General features: G+C 72.9%; 13 protein-coding genes and 1 pseudogene. 7 read left to right on the forward strand and 7 right to left on the reverse strand.

The genetic code is table 11. The features are described 5' to 3' along the window. Positions 1-336: 336 nt before the first annotated feature. Positions 337-1278, reverse strand: coding sequence for a right-handed parallel beta-helix repeat-containing protein (locus NW895_RS05855; RefSeq protein ID WP_289934226.1), 942 nt, complete (start codon positions 1276-1278; stop codon positions 337-339). A 1048-nt stretch (positions 1279-2326) separates the two neighbouring features. On the opposite strand from NW895_RS05855, the pseudogene NW895_RS05860 reads away from it, so the two are divergent. The 4 genes and pseudogenes from NW895_RS05860 to NW895_RS05875 form a co-directional block, all read left to right on the forward strand. After that, positions 2327-2701 (forward strand): annotated as a pseudogene (locus tag NW895_RS05860) (class I SAM-dependent methyltransferase); the annotation flags it as partial. Between the two features lie 198 nt (positions 2702-2899). Beyond that, positions 2900-3757 (forward strand): MaoC/PaaZ C-terminal domain-containing protein, encoded by an 858-nt coding sequence (locus tag NW895_RS05865; RefSeq protein WP_289934227.1) that lies wholly within the window; start codon positions 2900-2902, stop codon positions 3755-3757. Positions 3758-3798: 41 nt separating this feature from the next. Beyond that, on the forward strand, positions 3799-4875 hold the full coding sequence (locus tag NW895_RS05870; protein ID WP_289934228.1) for a Zn-dependent alcohol dehydrogenase: 1077 nt from the start codon (positions 3799-3801) through the stop codon (positions 4873-4875). Positions 4876-4898: 23 nt separating this feature from the next. Beyond that, on the forward strand, positions 4899-5837 hold the full coding sequence (locus NW895_RS05875) for a 3-oxoacyl-ACP reductase (RefSeq protein ID WP_289934229.1): 939 nt from the start codon (positions 4899-4901) through the stop codon (positions 5835-5837). Positions 5838-5917: 80 nt separating this feature from the next. Here NW895_RS05875 and NW895_RS05880 read toward each other — a convergent pair whose 3' ends face one another. Both NW895_RS05880 and NW895_RS05885 read right to left on the reverse strand, forming a co-directional pair. Beyond that, a complete protein-coding gene (locus NW895_RS05880) occupies positions 5918-6085 on the reverse strand; it encodes a hypothetical protein (RefSeq protein ID WP_289934230.1) in 168 nt (55 codons plus the stop codon). A 97-nt stretch (positions 6086-6182) separates the two neighbouring features. Next, positions 6183-7418, reverse strand: a complete 1236-nt coding sequence (locus NW895_RS05885; protein WP_289934231.1) for a hypothetical protein — start codon at positions 7416-7418, stop codon at positions 6183-6185. A 197-nt stretch (positions 7419-7615) separates the two neighbouring features. On the opposite strand from NW895_RS05885, the gene NW895_RS05890 reads away from it, so the two are divergent. Genes NW895_RS05890 through NW895_RS05900 form a run of 3 tightly spaced genes read left to right on the forward strand, consistent with a single transcriptional unit; the run spans position 7616 to position 10605 of the window. After that, the gene (locus NW895_RS05890) at positions 7616-8476 is read left to right on the forward strand and encodes a Nif3-like dinuclear metal center hexameric protein (protein ID WP_289934232.1); all 861 of its coding nucleotides are present in this window, start codon (positions 7616-7618) and stop codon (positions 8474-8476) included. Next, a complete protein-coding gene (locus NW895_RS05895) occupies positions 8473-9216 on the forward strand; it encodes a C4-type zinc ribbon domain-containing protein (RefSeq protein ID WP_289934808.1) in 744 nt (247 codons plus the stop codon). The genes NW895_RS05890 and NW895_RS05895 overlap by 4 nt, the downstream gene beginning before the upstream one ends. Positions 9217-9228: 12 nt before the next feature. Then, positions 9229-10605 carry a bifunctional RNase H/acid phosphatase gene (locus tag NW895_RS05900; protein WP_289934233.1) on the forward strand — a complete coding sequence of 459 codons (1377 nt, stop codon included), beginning with the start codon at positions 9229-9231 and terminating at the stop codon, positions 10603-10605. Here NW895_RS05900 and eda read toward each other — a convergent pair. The 4 genes from eda to NW895_RS05920 all read right to left on the reverse strand — a co-directional run bounded on the left by eda (position 10580) and on the right by NW895_RS05920 (position 13447). Next, on the reverse strand, positions 10580-11227 hold the full coding sequence (gene eda / locus NW895_RS05905) for a bifunctional 4-hydroxy-2-oxoglutarate aldolase/2-dehydro-3-deoxy-phosphogluconate aldolase (protein WP_289934234.1): 648 nt from the start codon (positions 11225-11227) through the stop codon (positions 10580-10582). The genes NW895_RS05900 and eda overlap by 26 nt on opposite strands. A gap of 71 nt (positions 11228-11298) precedes the next feature. Next, the gene (gene yaaA, locus NW895_RS05910) at positions 11299-12081 is read right to left on the reverse strand and encodes a peroxide stress protein YaaA (RefSeq protein ID WP_289934235.1); all 783 of its coding nucleotides are present in this window, start codon (positions 12079-12081) and stop codon (positions 11299-11301) included. A gap of 44 nt (positions 12082-12125) precedes the next feature. Further along, on the reverse strand, positions 12126-12695 hold the full coding sequence (locus NW895_RS05915) for a hypothetical protein (protein ID WP_289934236.1): 570 nt from the start codon (positions 12693-12695) through the stop codon (positions 12126-12128). Next, on the reverse strand, positions 12692-13447 hold the full coding sequence (locus tag NW895_RS05920) for a MerR family transcriptional regulator (RefSeq protein WP_289934237.1): 756 nt from the start codon (positions 13445-13447) through the stop codon (positions 12692-12694). The genes NW895_RS05915 and NW895_RS05920 overlap by 4 nt, the downstream gene beginning before the upstream one ends. Positions 13448-13484: the final 37 nt, after the last annotated feature.

A 13484-nucleotide genomic window follows, 5' to 3' on the forward strand; every position in this document is an offset into this window, starting at 1 on the left:
CGGCGAAACTCCGGCGACCGCGGCCGCGCCGTGCGGGCAGTCCGCCGTCATGGGACAGGCCCCCCGGCCTCTTGCCGCCTTGTCAGGTGCAGTCGGTACCGCCGGGTCCGGGAGAACGAGGAGCGTCACCTGCGCGACGCCCACGACCGGGCGCCTGGCGTCGGTGCCGGCTTCCTGGGCGTGGAAAAACCGGCATGAGCTGCCCGTCTCGATGTTCCCCCGGTACGGGGATGGGCAGCCCGCCGGTTCACACTCTCAGTGACCCACAGGCCCGACTCAGTGACAAGAGGCCGTCAATGCGCATCACCCGAACGGAGTAATCACCCTCCCGCAGGTCTACTGCCCGCAGCCGACGACGGTCCCAGGAGGGGCGCAGTTGTCGGGGGCGTTGCCGTTGACGGGGGTGCCCGTCAGGATGACGTCTCCCTCGGCGCGGTAGACGCCGCCGCCCTGCCCCCCGGCCGTGTTGCCGGTGACGCTGCCGCTGAGCAGGGTGGACGTGCCCCCGCCGTGGTAGAGACCGCCGCCGTCGAGCCCCGCCTCGTTGCCGCGCACCGTGGTGCCCTGCAGCCGGAGCACGCTTCCGAAGTTGACGATGCCCCCGCCGTGCGAGGTGGCCGTGTTGTCGCTGACCGAGCCGCCGTTGACGGTGAGCGGCCCGGTGGCCGTGAAGATGCCGCCGCCTTCGAAGCTCTCGGTCTCGTTGTCACGCACCGCCGTGTTGGCGAGCACCGTGGTTCCGAACGTGGCCAGTCCGCCGCCGGTGTAGGTCGCGGTGTTGTCGGTGACGGACCCGCCGTTCACGGTCAGTGAGCCGGCGTCCGTGACGTGGATCCCGCCGCCGTCGGACGCCGAGTTGCCCGTGACCACGGTGTTGTTCAGCTGTGCCGTGGCACCGGACGCGACGGCGATTCCCCCGCCTGCGCCCGAAGCGGCGTTTGCGGTGATCCGGCTGTTGTGCGCCATCAGCCTGCCGAGCGTGAGGATGCCGCCACCGGTCGTTCCGGGCGCGGACGTCGCACTGCCACCCGACACGGTGACCCCGTACAGAGCGAGGCTCCCCTGCGCGGCGACCTCGGCGATGCGGAAGGGCGAGGCCGACGCACGGGTGATGGTGGCGCCGGTGCCGCTGATGGTCACGTTTCCGGTGATGGTCGGCAGCCCGTTGGCGCCGTTGGGGCCGGTGGTCTCGGCGTCGGTGAGTACGTACGTGCACCCGGCCGTCAGCGAGATCGATCCCGATCCGCTGGTGTTCGCCGCGCTGATCTGTGCGATCAAGGCGGCGACATCTCCGCACGGCACCAGCGTGCGCTGGGACGCCGGGGGCCCGGCAGCCGCTGGTGTGGCGATGCCGGACGCTGACGCACTCAACAGGGCGGCCACAAGAAGGCAACGAGCAGTGGTCACGGTCATAACCGGTTCTCCCTCGACGTTGTGGGACGGGCGTCGCCCCGGTGACCGGATGTCCACCGGGAACCGCGCCCGAGGGCATGCGGCACCGGCTGGGAAGAGGAGCGCAGCTCCGGCGGGTCGAAGTGCCGCACGCGGCACTACCACTTGATCGGGACCGTGGCCCTTCGGCACCCAGGGGAATGCGTTCGGGTGACGGTCGGACCCGACGGCCTGCGTTCCCGGGCGGTCGGCTTCCCACCGTCCCCGGCGCACGTAGCCTGAAGTGCGCCCCCCGTCGGCCCGTGGACCGCCACCCGCCGAGGCCGGCCCGTGGTCACTCCAACAACCGCTGTCACGGGGAGCGTTGGGCAGAACCCGTCGGCCAGTGGCGAGCCGACCCGCTCCCCGCCACCCGGCCCTCCCACTCCGCCGGGGCGCGAACAATGCGCTGGGCCGTTCGTGTGAGAGGCTCCTGAGCCCCTTGCGGCTCTCGCGGTGACAATGGGTTACTGGCAGGGATCTAACCGGTGGGCGCCCATTCTCGCCGGGGGATGCGGCAGTCGGATCACCCACGGTTCTCCCGGGAGGGCCCGGTGCACACCGGCATACCGCGATGGGCACCCCTGGAGGAGAATTTGGATCCCGCGCGGCCGGTGCCGTTCGTGGCACCGGCCGCGCGGTCGGTATCGCCGCGCCGCATTCCACGGTGGCGGCCTTGTGCGGACCTGCTCCGGGTGTGGGGAGCGGGTGTGTGGAGCGCGAACGTGGGCGGGCGCGGGTCCCGCTTCCAGAAGTGGTGCGGGCCGCGGCCAGGTGACACCCCGCCCGAGGACCGTTCCGGCGGACGGCCCGCCTGGGCATCACGGCGACCCCTGTTGACCTGGGGTTTCACCCCTGTCCGAGCATACGATCGCCGTACACCGAAGGGGGCCTGATGGACCGCTGCATACGCACCGTGGACGACGTACTCGCGCTGCTCGACGGGCTGTTCGCACCGGACGCCGACCGATGGACGGGCCGGGGATCCAGCTGGTGGGACGGGTTCTGCAGCGGCCGTTCCAGGCCGGTGCCGTTCTTCGTGGCGGAGCCGGACGAGAACCTGGTGTCGTACGTCGAGCGCGGGACGGCCGGTGGGGGCCGCGCGCTCGATCTGGGGTGCGGGGCCGGGCGCAATGCGCTGTACTTGGCGGAACGCGGGTACGAGGTGGACGCGGTCGACCTGGCGGCGACGGCCGTCGAGCGGGCGCGGGAGCGGGCCCGCGCATCGGGTGTGCCGGGGGTGCGCTTCCACCGCGGGGACGCTTTCGCCTCGCCGGGAGGCCTGACCCCTATGTGTCACCAAGCATGAGCTGACACCACGTCAGGAGCCTTCACAAGTCGCGGGCACTGGGCTATACAAAGGGCGCCGGACTGGAACGCGTTCTAGGTCGGCCCGAGACGACCTCGGTGCGGCCGACGGTGCGGACGGCCGCGCCGGGGTCTTGCCTGAAGCCATGTCAGGAGCCTCATGCCCATCGACGCAGCCAAGGCCCTTGCCGCCGAGCCCCGTTCCGGCGAAATCGTCTGGGAGCCGAGGGACGTTCTGCTCTATCACCTGGGGATCGGTGCCGGTGTGCCTGCCACCGACCCCGATGAGCTGCGGTACGTCCTTGAGTCCCGGCTGCATGTACTGCCGAGCTTCGCCACCGTCGCCGGTGCCGGGTCGCCCGGTGTGATCAGCGGGCTGTCCATGCCCGGTGTCGACGTCGACCTGGCTCGCGTGCTGCACGGTGGGCAGAGCCTGCGGCTGCACCGGCCGATCCCGGTGCGGGGTGCCGCCACCGCCACCTCGCGTATCGCCGCCGTCCACGACAAGGGCAAGGCGGCCGTGCTCGTGATGCGCACCGATGTCGCCGACGACGACGGTCCGCTGTGGACCAACGACGCCCAGATCTTCGTACGGGGCGAAGGCGGGTGGGGCGGCGAGCGGGGTCCCTCCGGGCGGCTCGATGCGCCCGAGGGCGAGCCCGAGCGAGTCGTCGAGCGGGCGGTCCGTGAGGACCAGGCCCTGCTCTACCGGCTCTCCGGGGACTTCAACCCGCTGCACGCCGATCCCGAGTTCGCCAAGCTCGCCGGGTTCGACCGGCCCATCCTGCACGGGCTGTGCACCTACGGGATCACCCTCAAGGCCGTCGTCGACACGCTGCTCGACGGGGATGTCGCGCGGGTGCGGTCGTACGCCACCCGGTTCGCCGGGGTCGTCCACCCCGGGGAGACCCTGCGCATCCGCATGTGGCGGCAGGACGGTGCCGTACGGGTGGCCGTCGGGGCCGTCGAGCGAGGGGACGCGCCCGTTCTCGCCGACACGATCGTCGAACACTCCTGAGTTCGTACTCCTGAGTCCCGTACTCCTGAGGGGAGCCCACCATGCGCGCAGCCGTACTGCACGAGACCGGGCAGGACAAGGTCGAGGTCCTCGACGACGTCGAGGCGGTGGGCTTCGGGCCCGGCAAGGTGCGGATCCGGGTGCGGGCCACGGGGCTGTGCCACTCGGACCTGTCCGCGATGAGCGGGGTGCTGCCGCAGCCGGCGCCCTTCGTGCCGGGGCACGAAGGGGCGGGGGAGATCCTGGAGGTGGGGGAGGGCGTCCAGCACCTGAAGGCCGGGGACCGGGTGGTCGTGTGCTGGCTGCCCGCCTGCGGGGCGTGCCCCGCCTGCAAGCGCGGGCAGAGCCAGTTGTGTCTGGCCGGGTTCATGAACGCGGGCACCCCCAACTTCCGGCGGCCCGGCGGGGACGTCTTCGGCTTCGCGGGCACCGGCACCTTCACCGAGGAGGTCGTCGTCGACGCCGGATGCGCGGTGCCGGTCCCGGACGACGTGCCCTTCGACATTGCCGCCCTCATCGGGTGCGGGGTCACCACCGGGCTCGGGGCCGCCCTGAACACGGCGGACGTGGAGGCGGGGGCGTCGGTCGCCGTCATCGGGTGCGGGGGTGTGGGCATCTCGGCGATCCAGGGCGCCCGGCTGAAGGGGGCCGCCGAGATCGTCGCCGTCGATCCGGTGGCCTCGCGGCGGGAGGCCGCCCTCAGGTTCGGCGCCACCAGGGCCGTCGCCCCTGACGAGTTGGCCGACGCCAAGCAGCAGATCACCGGTGGTGAGGGGTTCGACTACGTCTTCGAGGTCGTGGGGAAGGCCGCCACCGCCCGGACCGCGTACGACCACACCCGGCGTGGCGGGACTCTCGTCGTGGTCGGCGCGGGTGCCATGGACGACTTTCTGCAGCTCAACATGTTCGAGCTGTTCTTCGACGAGAAGCGGATCCTGCCGTCGATGTACGGCGGCGGCGACGTCCTGCGCTCCTACGAGCGGACCATCGCCCTGTGGCGGGCCGGCCGGATCGACCTGGCGGGGCTGATCACCCACCGGGTGCCGCTCGCCGAGATCAACGAGGCGCTGGACCAGATGCGCACGGGGACCGCCCTGCGTACGTGCATCGAGATCTGACGGCTCGGGTGGTCGAGGTGCGCATGTCACTGCCGCTTGAGGGACTCGCCGCGATCGTCACCGGCGCCGGCCGGGGGCTCGGCCGGGCCGAGGCGCTGGAGCTGGGGCGGCTGGGCGCGGCCGTCGTCGTCAACGACCACGGCCGGCCGGGCCGGGACGGCACCGGAGAGATCTCGGCCGGTCCCGCCGAGGAGGTCGCCGCCGAGATCCGGAAGGCGGGCGGCACGGCGCTCGCCCACACCGGGGACGTCGGCGACTTCCAGCAGGCGCGGGACCTGGTCGAGTCGGCGGTCGGCGCGTTCGGCAAACTCGACATCCTGGTCAACAACGCGGGCATCCTGCGCGACCGGATGGTCTTCTCCATGAGCGAGGAGGAGTGGGACGAGGTGATCCGCGTCCATCTCAAGGGGCACTTCAACACCATCCGCTTCGCCGCCGCGCACTGGCGGGAGCGGGCCAAGCAGGCGGGCGGGCCGGTCTACGGGCGGATCGTCAACACCTCCTCCGAGGCGTTCCTCGCCGGGTCCGCCGGACAGCCCAACTACGCTGCCGCGAAGGGCGGGATCGTCGGCCTGACCACGTCCACCGCCCTCGCCCTGGCCAAGTACGGAGTGACGGCCAACGCGATCTGCCCGCGCGCCCGTACCCGGATGACCGAGGACGTCTTCGCCGGGTTCGAGCAGTCCGGCGACGGGCTCGATCCGCTCGCGCCCGAGCATGTCGCGCCGCTCGTCGGCTATCTGGCCTCGCCCGCCGCCGGGCGGATCAACGGGCAGCTGCTCGTCGTGCACGGGGGCATGGTCGCGGTCGTCGAACGGCCGCGGGTCGCCGCCCGCTTCGACAGCGCCCAGCAGACGTTCTCGTACGAGGAACTGGACGCGCTGCTCACGCCGTACTACGCGGACCGGCCTCGGGGGGAGACCTTCGCGGCGGTGGAGGTGCTGGGGCTCAGGCGGGCCTGAACGGGCCGGAACGGCGAACGGCCCCGCCCGTCGGACGACGAGCGGGGCCGGTGCGCTTCCACCCGGTGGCTGACGTTACGTCAGGCCGCCGTTTCGGTCTCCTCGGCCGGCTTGCGGTGACGGCCACGCGGAGCCGTCTCGCCGTCCTGCTGGGAGACCGGGCCACGGTGCCGGCCGTGACCGACGGCGATCTCCTGAACGTCGGCACCCTGGGCCTGCTGCGGCTGGTTCGTGCTGGCGTTACTCATCGGAAGGAATTCACCCCGTCAACATGATCTTTCTTACAGCCGGGCGAGTCTAACCGGCACACCTCGGCCCGAATCCAGGCGGCCACGCCAACCGGCACTACTTCGTTACAAGTTGTCCCAGGGGCGCCTGTTGCAACGGCACCGGGCGGGGGGCGGAGAGGGCCGGAGGGTCTGGTTCCACCCTTTCCACCCTTTCCACCATGTCCACCCTTTCCGTCTGTGCCGTCTGTGCCGTCTGTTCCGCCGGTGCCGCGGGCGGCGTCGGTGAGGGGGGTCGTGCCGGCTCGCCGGCCGACGCCCCCGGCGGTGCGGGAACCGCCAGCCGGGCCACGCCGCACGGCACCTGCGCCGTGGCGTACGGCAGGTGCAGCACCCCGTCGCTCGTCCACCGTCCCGAGCCCGCCAACCAGCCCTGGGGCGCCGCGAGATGGTGCACCTGCCGCTCGGCGGGCCGCCATACGCCGACCCAGCTGCCGAACGCGCCGTCGATGCGCAGCGCCACCGCGCAGCTCTCCGGCGTCAGCACCTGACCCGGCTGGATCGCGAACGGTGTGACGGTGCACTCCGGCAGCCGCAGGCACTCCGGGAAGCGCACCGGCAGCGTGCTGCCCAGCACGCCCCAGCCCAGCCGGCCGCGCCCCGGCGACGGCGCGTCGGAGCGGATCAGCAGCAGCCCGCTGTCCGGGGCGGCCAGCAGCACCCGGTCGTCGCTGTCCTCCGTGATCTGCAGCAGGGGCGACACCTCCCCGCCGCGCTCCAGGTCCACCACGACCGACTTGGTGCGCCCGTCGGCCTCCCGGTCCAGCGCCAGCATCCGCCCCGTGCCGTCCAGCCACACCCCGCCCGAACAGCGGCCGGGGACCTCGGCGAGCAACTGCGGCCGCAAGGCGCCGCCCGCCACCAGCCACACCGCCGTGGAACCCCGGCCGGCCGCGAGGGCGTACGCCTTGCCGCCGCCCGGGGCCGGGGGAAGCAGCCGCAGCCGGGTCCCGTCGTCCGGGCACTCGACCGCGCCGAGCGGCAGTTCGCCGGTGCCGGGGCCGGTCGGATACAGCAGCGAGAAGGCGTGCCGCCCGGCCACCAGCCGGTGGATGAGGACGCGCCCGTCGCCCATCGGCTGCACCTCGGTGCCGGGCTCCTCCGGCTGGTTGCCGGGCAGCGGCACCGCGTACGGTTCGGGGCCGTGCAGCGTCCAGCGCTCCGGGTACCAGGAGCCGCCGCTGAGGGCGAGGCGCGCGGCGTAGGCGCCGTCCGCGGTCAGGGTGCAGCCCGCCGGGGGCGTTGTGTCGTCGTCCTCGTGGTCCGCCGAAGGTTCGATGGCACAGACTGTCATCGTTCGGTCACCTCCAGTGACGACGCTAGTTTTCGCACGCACAGGCGGGGACCGGTGGACGGCCACTTCACGCATACGAGTGGCAGAGGAACGGTTCCCCTGAGGAAACGGGGGCGAATGTGCTGAGCGAGGCGTGCTGGCTCGTACGGCACCGGTGACGGTTCAACCCCGGAGAACGTCCAGGTAGCCTTGCGTGCGTGCCCCGTCTGTCAGAAGTCATCGCCACGCTGGAGGACCTGTGGCCCGCCGAGCGGGCCGAGTCCTGGGACGCGGTCGGTACCGTCGTGGGCGAGCCCGACCAGGAGGTCTCCCGGGTCCTGTTCGCCGTCGACCCCGTGCAGGAGACCGTCGACGAGGCGGTGAAGCTGGACGCCGACCTGCTCGTCACCCACCACCCGCTCTACCTGCGCGGTACCACGACGGTCGCCGCCTCCACCTTCAAGGGCCGCGTGGTGCACACGCTCATCAAGAACGACATCGCGCTGCACGTCGCCCACACCAACGCCGACACGGCCGACCCGGGCGTGAGCGACGCGCTGGCCGGTGCCCTGGACCTGCGGGTGGTACGGCCCCTCGTACCGGACCCCTCCGACCCCGAGGGCCGCCGTGGCCTCGGCCGCGTCTGCGAACTGGACCACCCGCTCACCGTCCGCGAGTTCGCCGCCCGTGCCGCCGAGCGGCTGCCCGGTACCGCCCAGGGCATCCGCGTCGCAGGCGACCCGGGGGCGACGGTCCGCACGGTCGCCGTCAGCGGCGGCTCCGGCGACAGCCTCTTCGACCACGTACGGGCGGCCGGCGTCGACGCCTTCCTCACCGCGGACCTGCGCCACCACCCGGCCTCCGAGTTCATGGCGGCCGGCGCCCACAGCCCGCTCGCGCTGCTCGACGCCGCGCACTGGGCCACCGAATGGCCCTGGTGCGAGCTGGCCGCCGCCCAGCTCGACGAGATCTCCGACCGGAATGGATGGGGCCTGCGCGTCCACGTCTCGAAGACGGTCACCGACCCCTGGACCGCGCACGCGGCCTCCCCTTCTACGACTGCAGGAGCCCCCAACTGAACGCCGCGCCCGCCGACCAGATCCGACTCCTCGACGTCCAGGCCCTCGACGTCCGGCTGCAGCAGCTCGCGCACCGGCGCAGGTCGCTGCCCGAGCACGCCGAGATCGAGTCGCTGACCAAGGACCACACGCAGCTGCGCGACCTGCTGGTGGCCGCGCAGACCGAGGAGAGCGACTGCGCCCGCGAGCAGACCAAGGCCGAGCAGGACGTGGACCAGGTGCGCCAGCGCTCCGCCCGCGACCAGCAGCGCCTGGACTCGGGGGCCGTCACCTCCCCGAAGGACCTGGAGAACCTCCAGCACGAGATCGCCTCCCTCGCCAAGCGGCAGGGCGACCTGGAGGACGTCGTCCTGGAGATCATGGAGCGGCGCGAGTCCGCGCAGGAGCGGGTCGCCGAGCTGACCGAGCGGGTCGCCTCCGTCCAGGCGAAGATCGACGACGCCACCGCCCGCAGGGACGCGGCGTTCGAGGAGATCGACGGCGAGGTCGCCTCGGTGACGAAGGAGCGCGAGGTCATCGCGGGCGCGGTGCCCGCGGACCTGATGAAGCTGTACGACAAGCTGCGCGAGCAGCAGGGCGGCATCGGCGCGGCCCGGCTGTACCAGCGCACCTGCCAGGGCTGCCGCCAGGAGCTGGCGATCACCGAGCTCAGCGAGATCCGCGCGGCCGCGCCGGACACGGTGGTGCGGTGCGAGAACTGCCGCCGGATCCTGGTCCGCACGGCCGAGTCCGGCCTGTAAGGGGCTTTCGGCGTGCCGGAGTTCATCGTCGAGGCCGACGGCGGGTCGCGGGGCAACCCGGGGCCCGCCGGGTACGGCGCCGTGGTGCTGGACGCGGCGACGGGGGAGCCCCTCGCCGAGGCCGCCGAGTACATCGGCGTCGCCACGAACAACGTGGCCGAGTACCGGGGGCTGCTCGCCGGGCTGCGCGCGGCGCACGCCCTGGACCCGTCCGCCGACGTCCACGTCCGCATGGACTCCAAGCTCGTCGTGGAGCAGATGTCGGGCCGCTGGAAGATCAAGCACCCCGACATGAAGCCGCTGGCGGCCGAGGCGGCGCGCGTGTTCCCGCCGGGGCAGGTCACGTACGAGTGGGTCCCCCGGGACCGCAACAAGCACGCCGACCGGCTCGCCAACGAGGCCATGGACGCGGGCAGCCGGGGGGAGCAGTGGTCGCCGTCGGAGTCCAGGGCCGCCCTGGACACCGCCCAGTCCAGGGCCGCCTCGGACACCGCCGGGACCGGTGAGCCGTCGGGTCCTCCCGGAGACGCGGCTGCCGGTGCGGCACGGGTGCGGGGGGCGCTGGGCGCCGCCGGGTCCGGCTCTCGCCGAGGGGCGACGGAGACCCAGGGGGACGCGGCCGGGGCGGAGCGAGCGGCAGCACCGGCTGCTGAGCAGCCGGGTCCCGAGAGCGCCAAGGCCGGCGACGACGTACGCGCCGCCCGCACGGTGGCCGATGCCGGGACCGCCGTCTCCACCCCGGGCTGGAGCGCGGCCCCCGACCTCGGCGCCCCCGCCACCTTCGTCCTGCTCCGGCACGGGGAGACACCGCTCACGCCGCAGAAGCGGTTCTCCGGCAGCGGCGGCACCGATCCCTCCCTCTCCGACACCGGACGGGAGCAGGCCGAGAGGGTCGCGGCGGCGCTGGCCCGGCGCGGCACGATCCAGGCGATCGTGTCCTCGCCCCTCGCCCGCACCCGCGAGACCGCCGGTATCGTCGCCGCCCGACTCGGCCTCGACGTCAGCGTCGACGACGGCCTGCGCGAGACCGACTTCGGCGCCTGGGAGGGGCTCACCTTCGGCGAGGTGCGCGAGCGCTACCCGGACGACCTCAACGCCTGGCTGGCCTCCCCGGACGCCGAACCCACCGGCGGCGGCGAGAGCTTCGCGGCGACCGCCGTCCGCGTCGCCGCCACCCGTGACAAGCTGGTCGCGGCGTACGCGGGCCGGACCGTCCTGCTCGTCTCCCATGTGACGCCGATCAAGACGTTCGTACGGCTGGCCCTGGGCGCCCCGGCGGAGTCCCTGTTCCGCATGGAACTGTCGGCGGCCTCGCTGTCGGCGATCGCCTACTACGCCGACGGCAACGCCAGCGTCCGGCTGTTCAACGACACGTCCCACCTGCGCTGAGCTCGGCGGCCGCACGGGCCAGCGTCTCGACGCGCGCCCAGTCGCGGGCGGCGACCGTGTCCTGCGGCAGCATCCAGCTGCCGCCCACACAGCCGACGTTGGGCAGCGCCAGATACTCCGGGGCGGAGTCCGGGCCGATGCCCCCGGTCGGGCAGAAACGGGCCTGCGGGAGCGGACCGGCGAGCGACTTCAGATAGGCCGTGCCGCCCGCCGCCTGCGCCGGGAAGAACTTCATCTCCCGCACCCCGCGCTCCAGCAGCGCCACCACCTCCGACGTGGTCGACACTCCCGGCAGGTACGGCACCCCGGACGCCCGCATCGCCTCCAGCAGCCGGTCCGTCCAGCCCGGGCTGACCAGGAACCGGGCCCCCGCCCCCACCGCCTCGCCGACCTGTGCCGGCGTGATCACCGTCCCCGCCCCCACCACCGCCTCCGGCACCTCCCCGGCGATCGCCCGGATCGCGTCGAGCGCCGCGGAGGTCCTGAGCGTCACCTCGATCACGGGCAGCCCTCCGCGGGCCAGCGCCCGCGCCAGCGGTACGGCGTCGCTTACGTCCTCGACCACGACGACGGGGACGACGGGCGCGAGGTCCAGCACCGAGGAGGGCAGGGGAGAGGCCATGGCGTCATCCTGCCCACGTCGATCACTCTGCGCAAAGGGCATTGCGCAGGGTGCAACGCACGAGGGTCCGGTCAGTGAATCTCCGTCACCAGCACGTCCAGCGACCACGCCTTCCCCGCCTTCGCGGGCGCCTCGGCCTCCACGACGTACCCCAGCTCCCGCAGCACCTCCACCAGCTCCGCCGGGCCCTGAGGAGCGACCCCGGCGGTCAGCAGACTGCGCACGATCCGCCCCTTCGTCGCCTTGTTGAAGTGGCTGACCACCTTCCGGGTCGGCGCGTGCAGCACCCGCACGGTCGCCGTCCGCGCGGCCACCTCCCCCTTCGGCTTCCAGGCGGCCGCGTACGCGGAGGACCGCAGGTCCAGCACCAGCCCCGCCCCGGCCGCCTCGGGAAGCACCGACGCCATCGGCGTACGCCAGTGCGCGCCCAGCGCCCCGAGGCCCGGCAGCTTCACGCCCATCGAGCAACGGTAGGAGGGGATCCGGTCGGTCACGCGGACCGCGCCCCACAGCCCCGAGAAGACCAGCAGCGAGCGGGCGGCGCGCTTCTTGGCGGCCGCGTCGAGGGAAGCCAGGTCGAGGGCGTCGTACAGCACGCCCGTGTAGACCTCCCCGGCGGGCCGCGCCCCCGCCGTCCACAGCTCCGCGTTCTTCGCGACCTCCCCCCGCAGCCCCTCACTCAGCCCCAGCACCTCACGGGCCTTGTCCTCGTCACCGCTGCACAGCTCGACCAGCTCGGTGAGCACGGCCTCGCGGGCATCGGTGAGCCCCGGCAGCGACAGCGACTCCAGCTTCAGCGGGGCGCCACGGCCGGAGGATGCCTTTCCTTCGGAGGGAGGCAGCAGGACAAGCACGGGGTCTCCTTCGGTTGAGCTCCGGGACAGGGTACGGCGTGCCCCTACGCCCGCCGGGCGAGGGCGGCCACGAGGCCGTCGGCATCGTCTGCGTGAAATCGGACCGCGCGCACGTCCCGTCGGCGGCCGAAGAAAGTGACGTGGGTGACGGGCTCGGCGAGCTCGATCGTCACCGTCGTCCGCGCGCCGACGGCGAGGTTGAGTTCGCCGTCGGCCCGCTCGTGCGTCGTACGCAGCTCGCGGCGGACGGAGACGATCCGGGCGAGCGGTATGCACACGTCGACGTGCACGGCACGGCGGATCCGCAGCGCATCGACGCCCAGTACGTGCGGTCGGACCACGGACGCAGCGTGCAGCGCGACGACGAAGACGACGGTGTACACGTCCAGCAGGAACATCACCCGGTGCACGGCCGGCCAGTCCCGCAGCAACACGGACATCGTCAGTGTCTCGATCACGCACACGAACGCGAACCCGAACATCATCGCGCCCTGCCCCCGCGTGTACCCGAAGGCCTGCCCGCCGTCCGTCCCGTGGGTCCGCCGCGCCACCCACAGCCCCAGGCTCGCCAGCAGCCGCAGCTCGTGCCGGACGAGCATGTACGCGGCCCTCATCGCCGCTCCTCGGTGAGGATTCGCAGCGTACGGCGGATCGCCTCCGCCTGGGCCGGAGGAAGGTCCGCGTACAAGACGCGCAGGAAGCCGCCATCGGCGTCGACGCCCACGTGCGCGGGGAGCAGTTCGCGGGGCGTGCACCCGGCGAGGGCGTGCGCGGCCTCGTCCACGCGTGGATCATCGGGTTCCGCGTCGGCGAGCTCGTCGAGCAACGCGTACACCGCCAGCGCCCGCTCAACACCGTCCGGTGCGTCCAGGACGCCGCCCACCATGCCCATCAGCCGCTCGCGGTCCTCCGGGCCGGCCATGGTCTCGATGAGCGCGAGCACCTCACGGTCCTTGGCTGCCATGGGGGAGCGGGACACGTCCCCCATGCCCGCGAACAGCGCGGCCAATTCCGGGGCGACCGGCCCTTCGGCGGCCAGCCCGTCCTCCGTCTCCAGCAGCGCCCGCAGCCGCGCCCGGCGCTCCCGGAGCGCCGCCTCCTGCCGCGCCAGGTCATCGTCCAGCTCGGTCAGCACCTCGACGAGGTCCTTGCCCGCATCGTCCGCGAGCACGTCCCGCACCTCCGCCAGCGCCAGCCCCAGCTCGGTCAACCGCCGGATCCGGGCGAGCACGACGGCGTGCCGCAGCGTGTAGTCCCGGTAGCCGTTGGCCCGCCGCTCGGGCTCCGGCAACAGGCCCAGGTGGTGGTAGTGCCGCACGGCCCGCGTGGTGACACCGACGGCCGCGGCGAGTTCTCCGATCCGCATGGGATCAGTAGAGACGTTGACGTCGCGGCAGGGTCAA

This window comes from Streptomyces sp. S.PNR 29, assembly GCF_030386795.1.
Classification (GTDB): Bacteria; Actinomycetota; Actinomycetes; order Streptomycetales; family Streptomycetaceae; genus Streptomyces.

Coding starts and splice junctions, on each gene's coding strand:
- NW895_RS05865 (WP_289934227.1), top strand. CDS start 2,900: ATGCCCATCGACGCAGCCAAGGCCCTTGCCGCCGAGCCCCGTTCCGGC.
- NW895_RS05870 (WP_289934228.1), top strand. CDS start 3,799: ATGCGCGCAGCCGTACTGCACGAGACCGGGCAGGACAAGGTCGAGGTC.
- NW895_RS05875 (WP_289934229.1), top strand. CDS start 4,899: ATGTCACTGCCGCTTGAGGGACTCGCCGCGATCGTCACCGGCGCCGGC.
- NW895_RS05880 (WP_289934230.1), bottom strand. CDS start 6,085: ATGAGTAACGCCAGCACGAACCAGCCGCAGCAGGCCCAGGGTGCCGAC.
- NW895_RS05885 (WP_289934231.1), bottom strand. CDS start 7,418: ATGACAGTCTGTGCCATCGAACCTTCGGCGGACCACGAGGACGACGAC.
- eda (WP_289934234.1), bottom strand. CDS start 11,227: ATGGCCTCTCCCCTGCCCTCCTCGGTGCTGGACCTCGCGCCCGTCGTC.
- NW895_RS05915 (WP_289934236.1), bottom strand. CDS start 12,695: ATGAGGGCCGCGTACATGCTCGTCCGGCACGAGCTGCGGCTGCTGGCG.
- NW895_RS05920 (WP_289934237.1), bottom strand. CDS start 13,447: ATGCGGATCGGAGAACTCGCCGCGGCCGTCGGTGTCACCACGCGGGCC.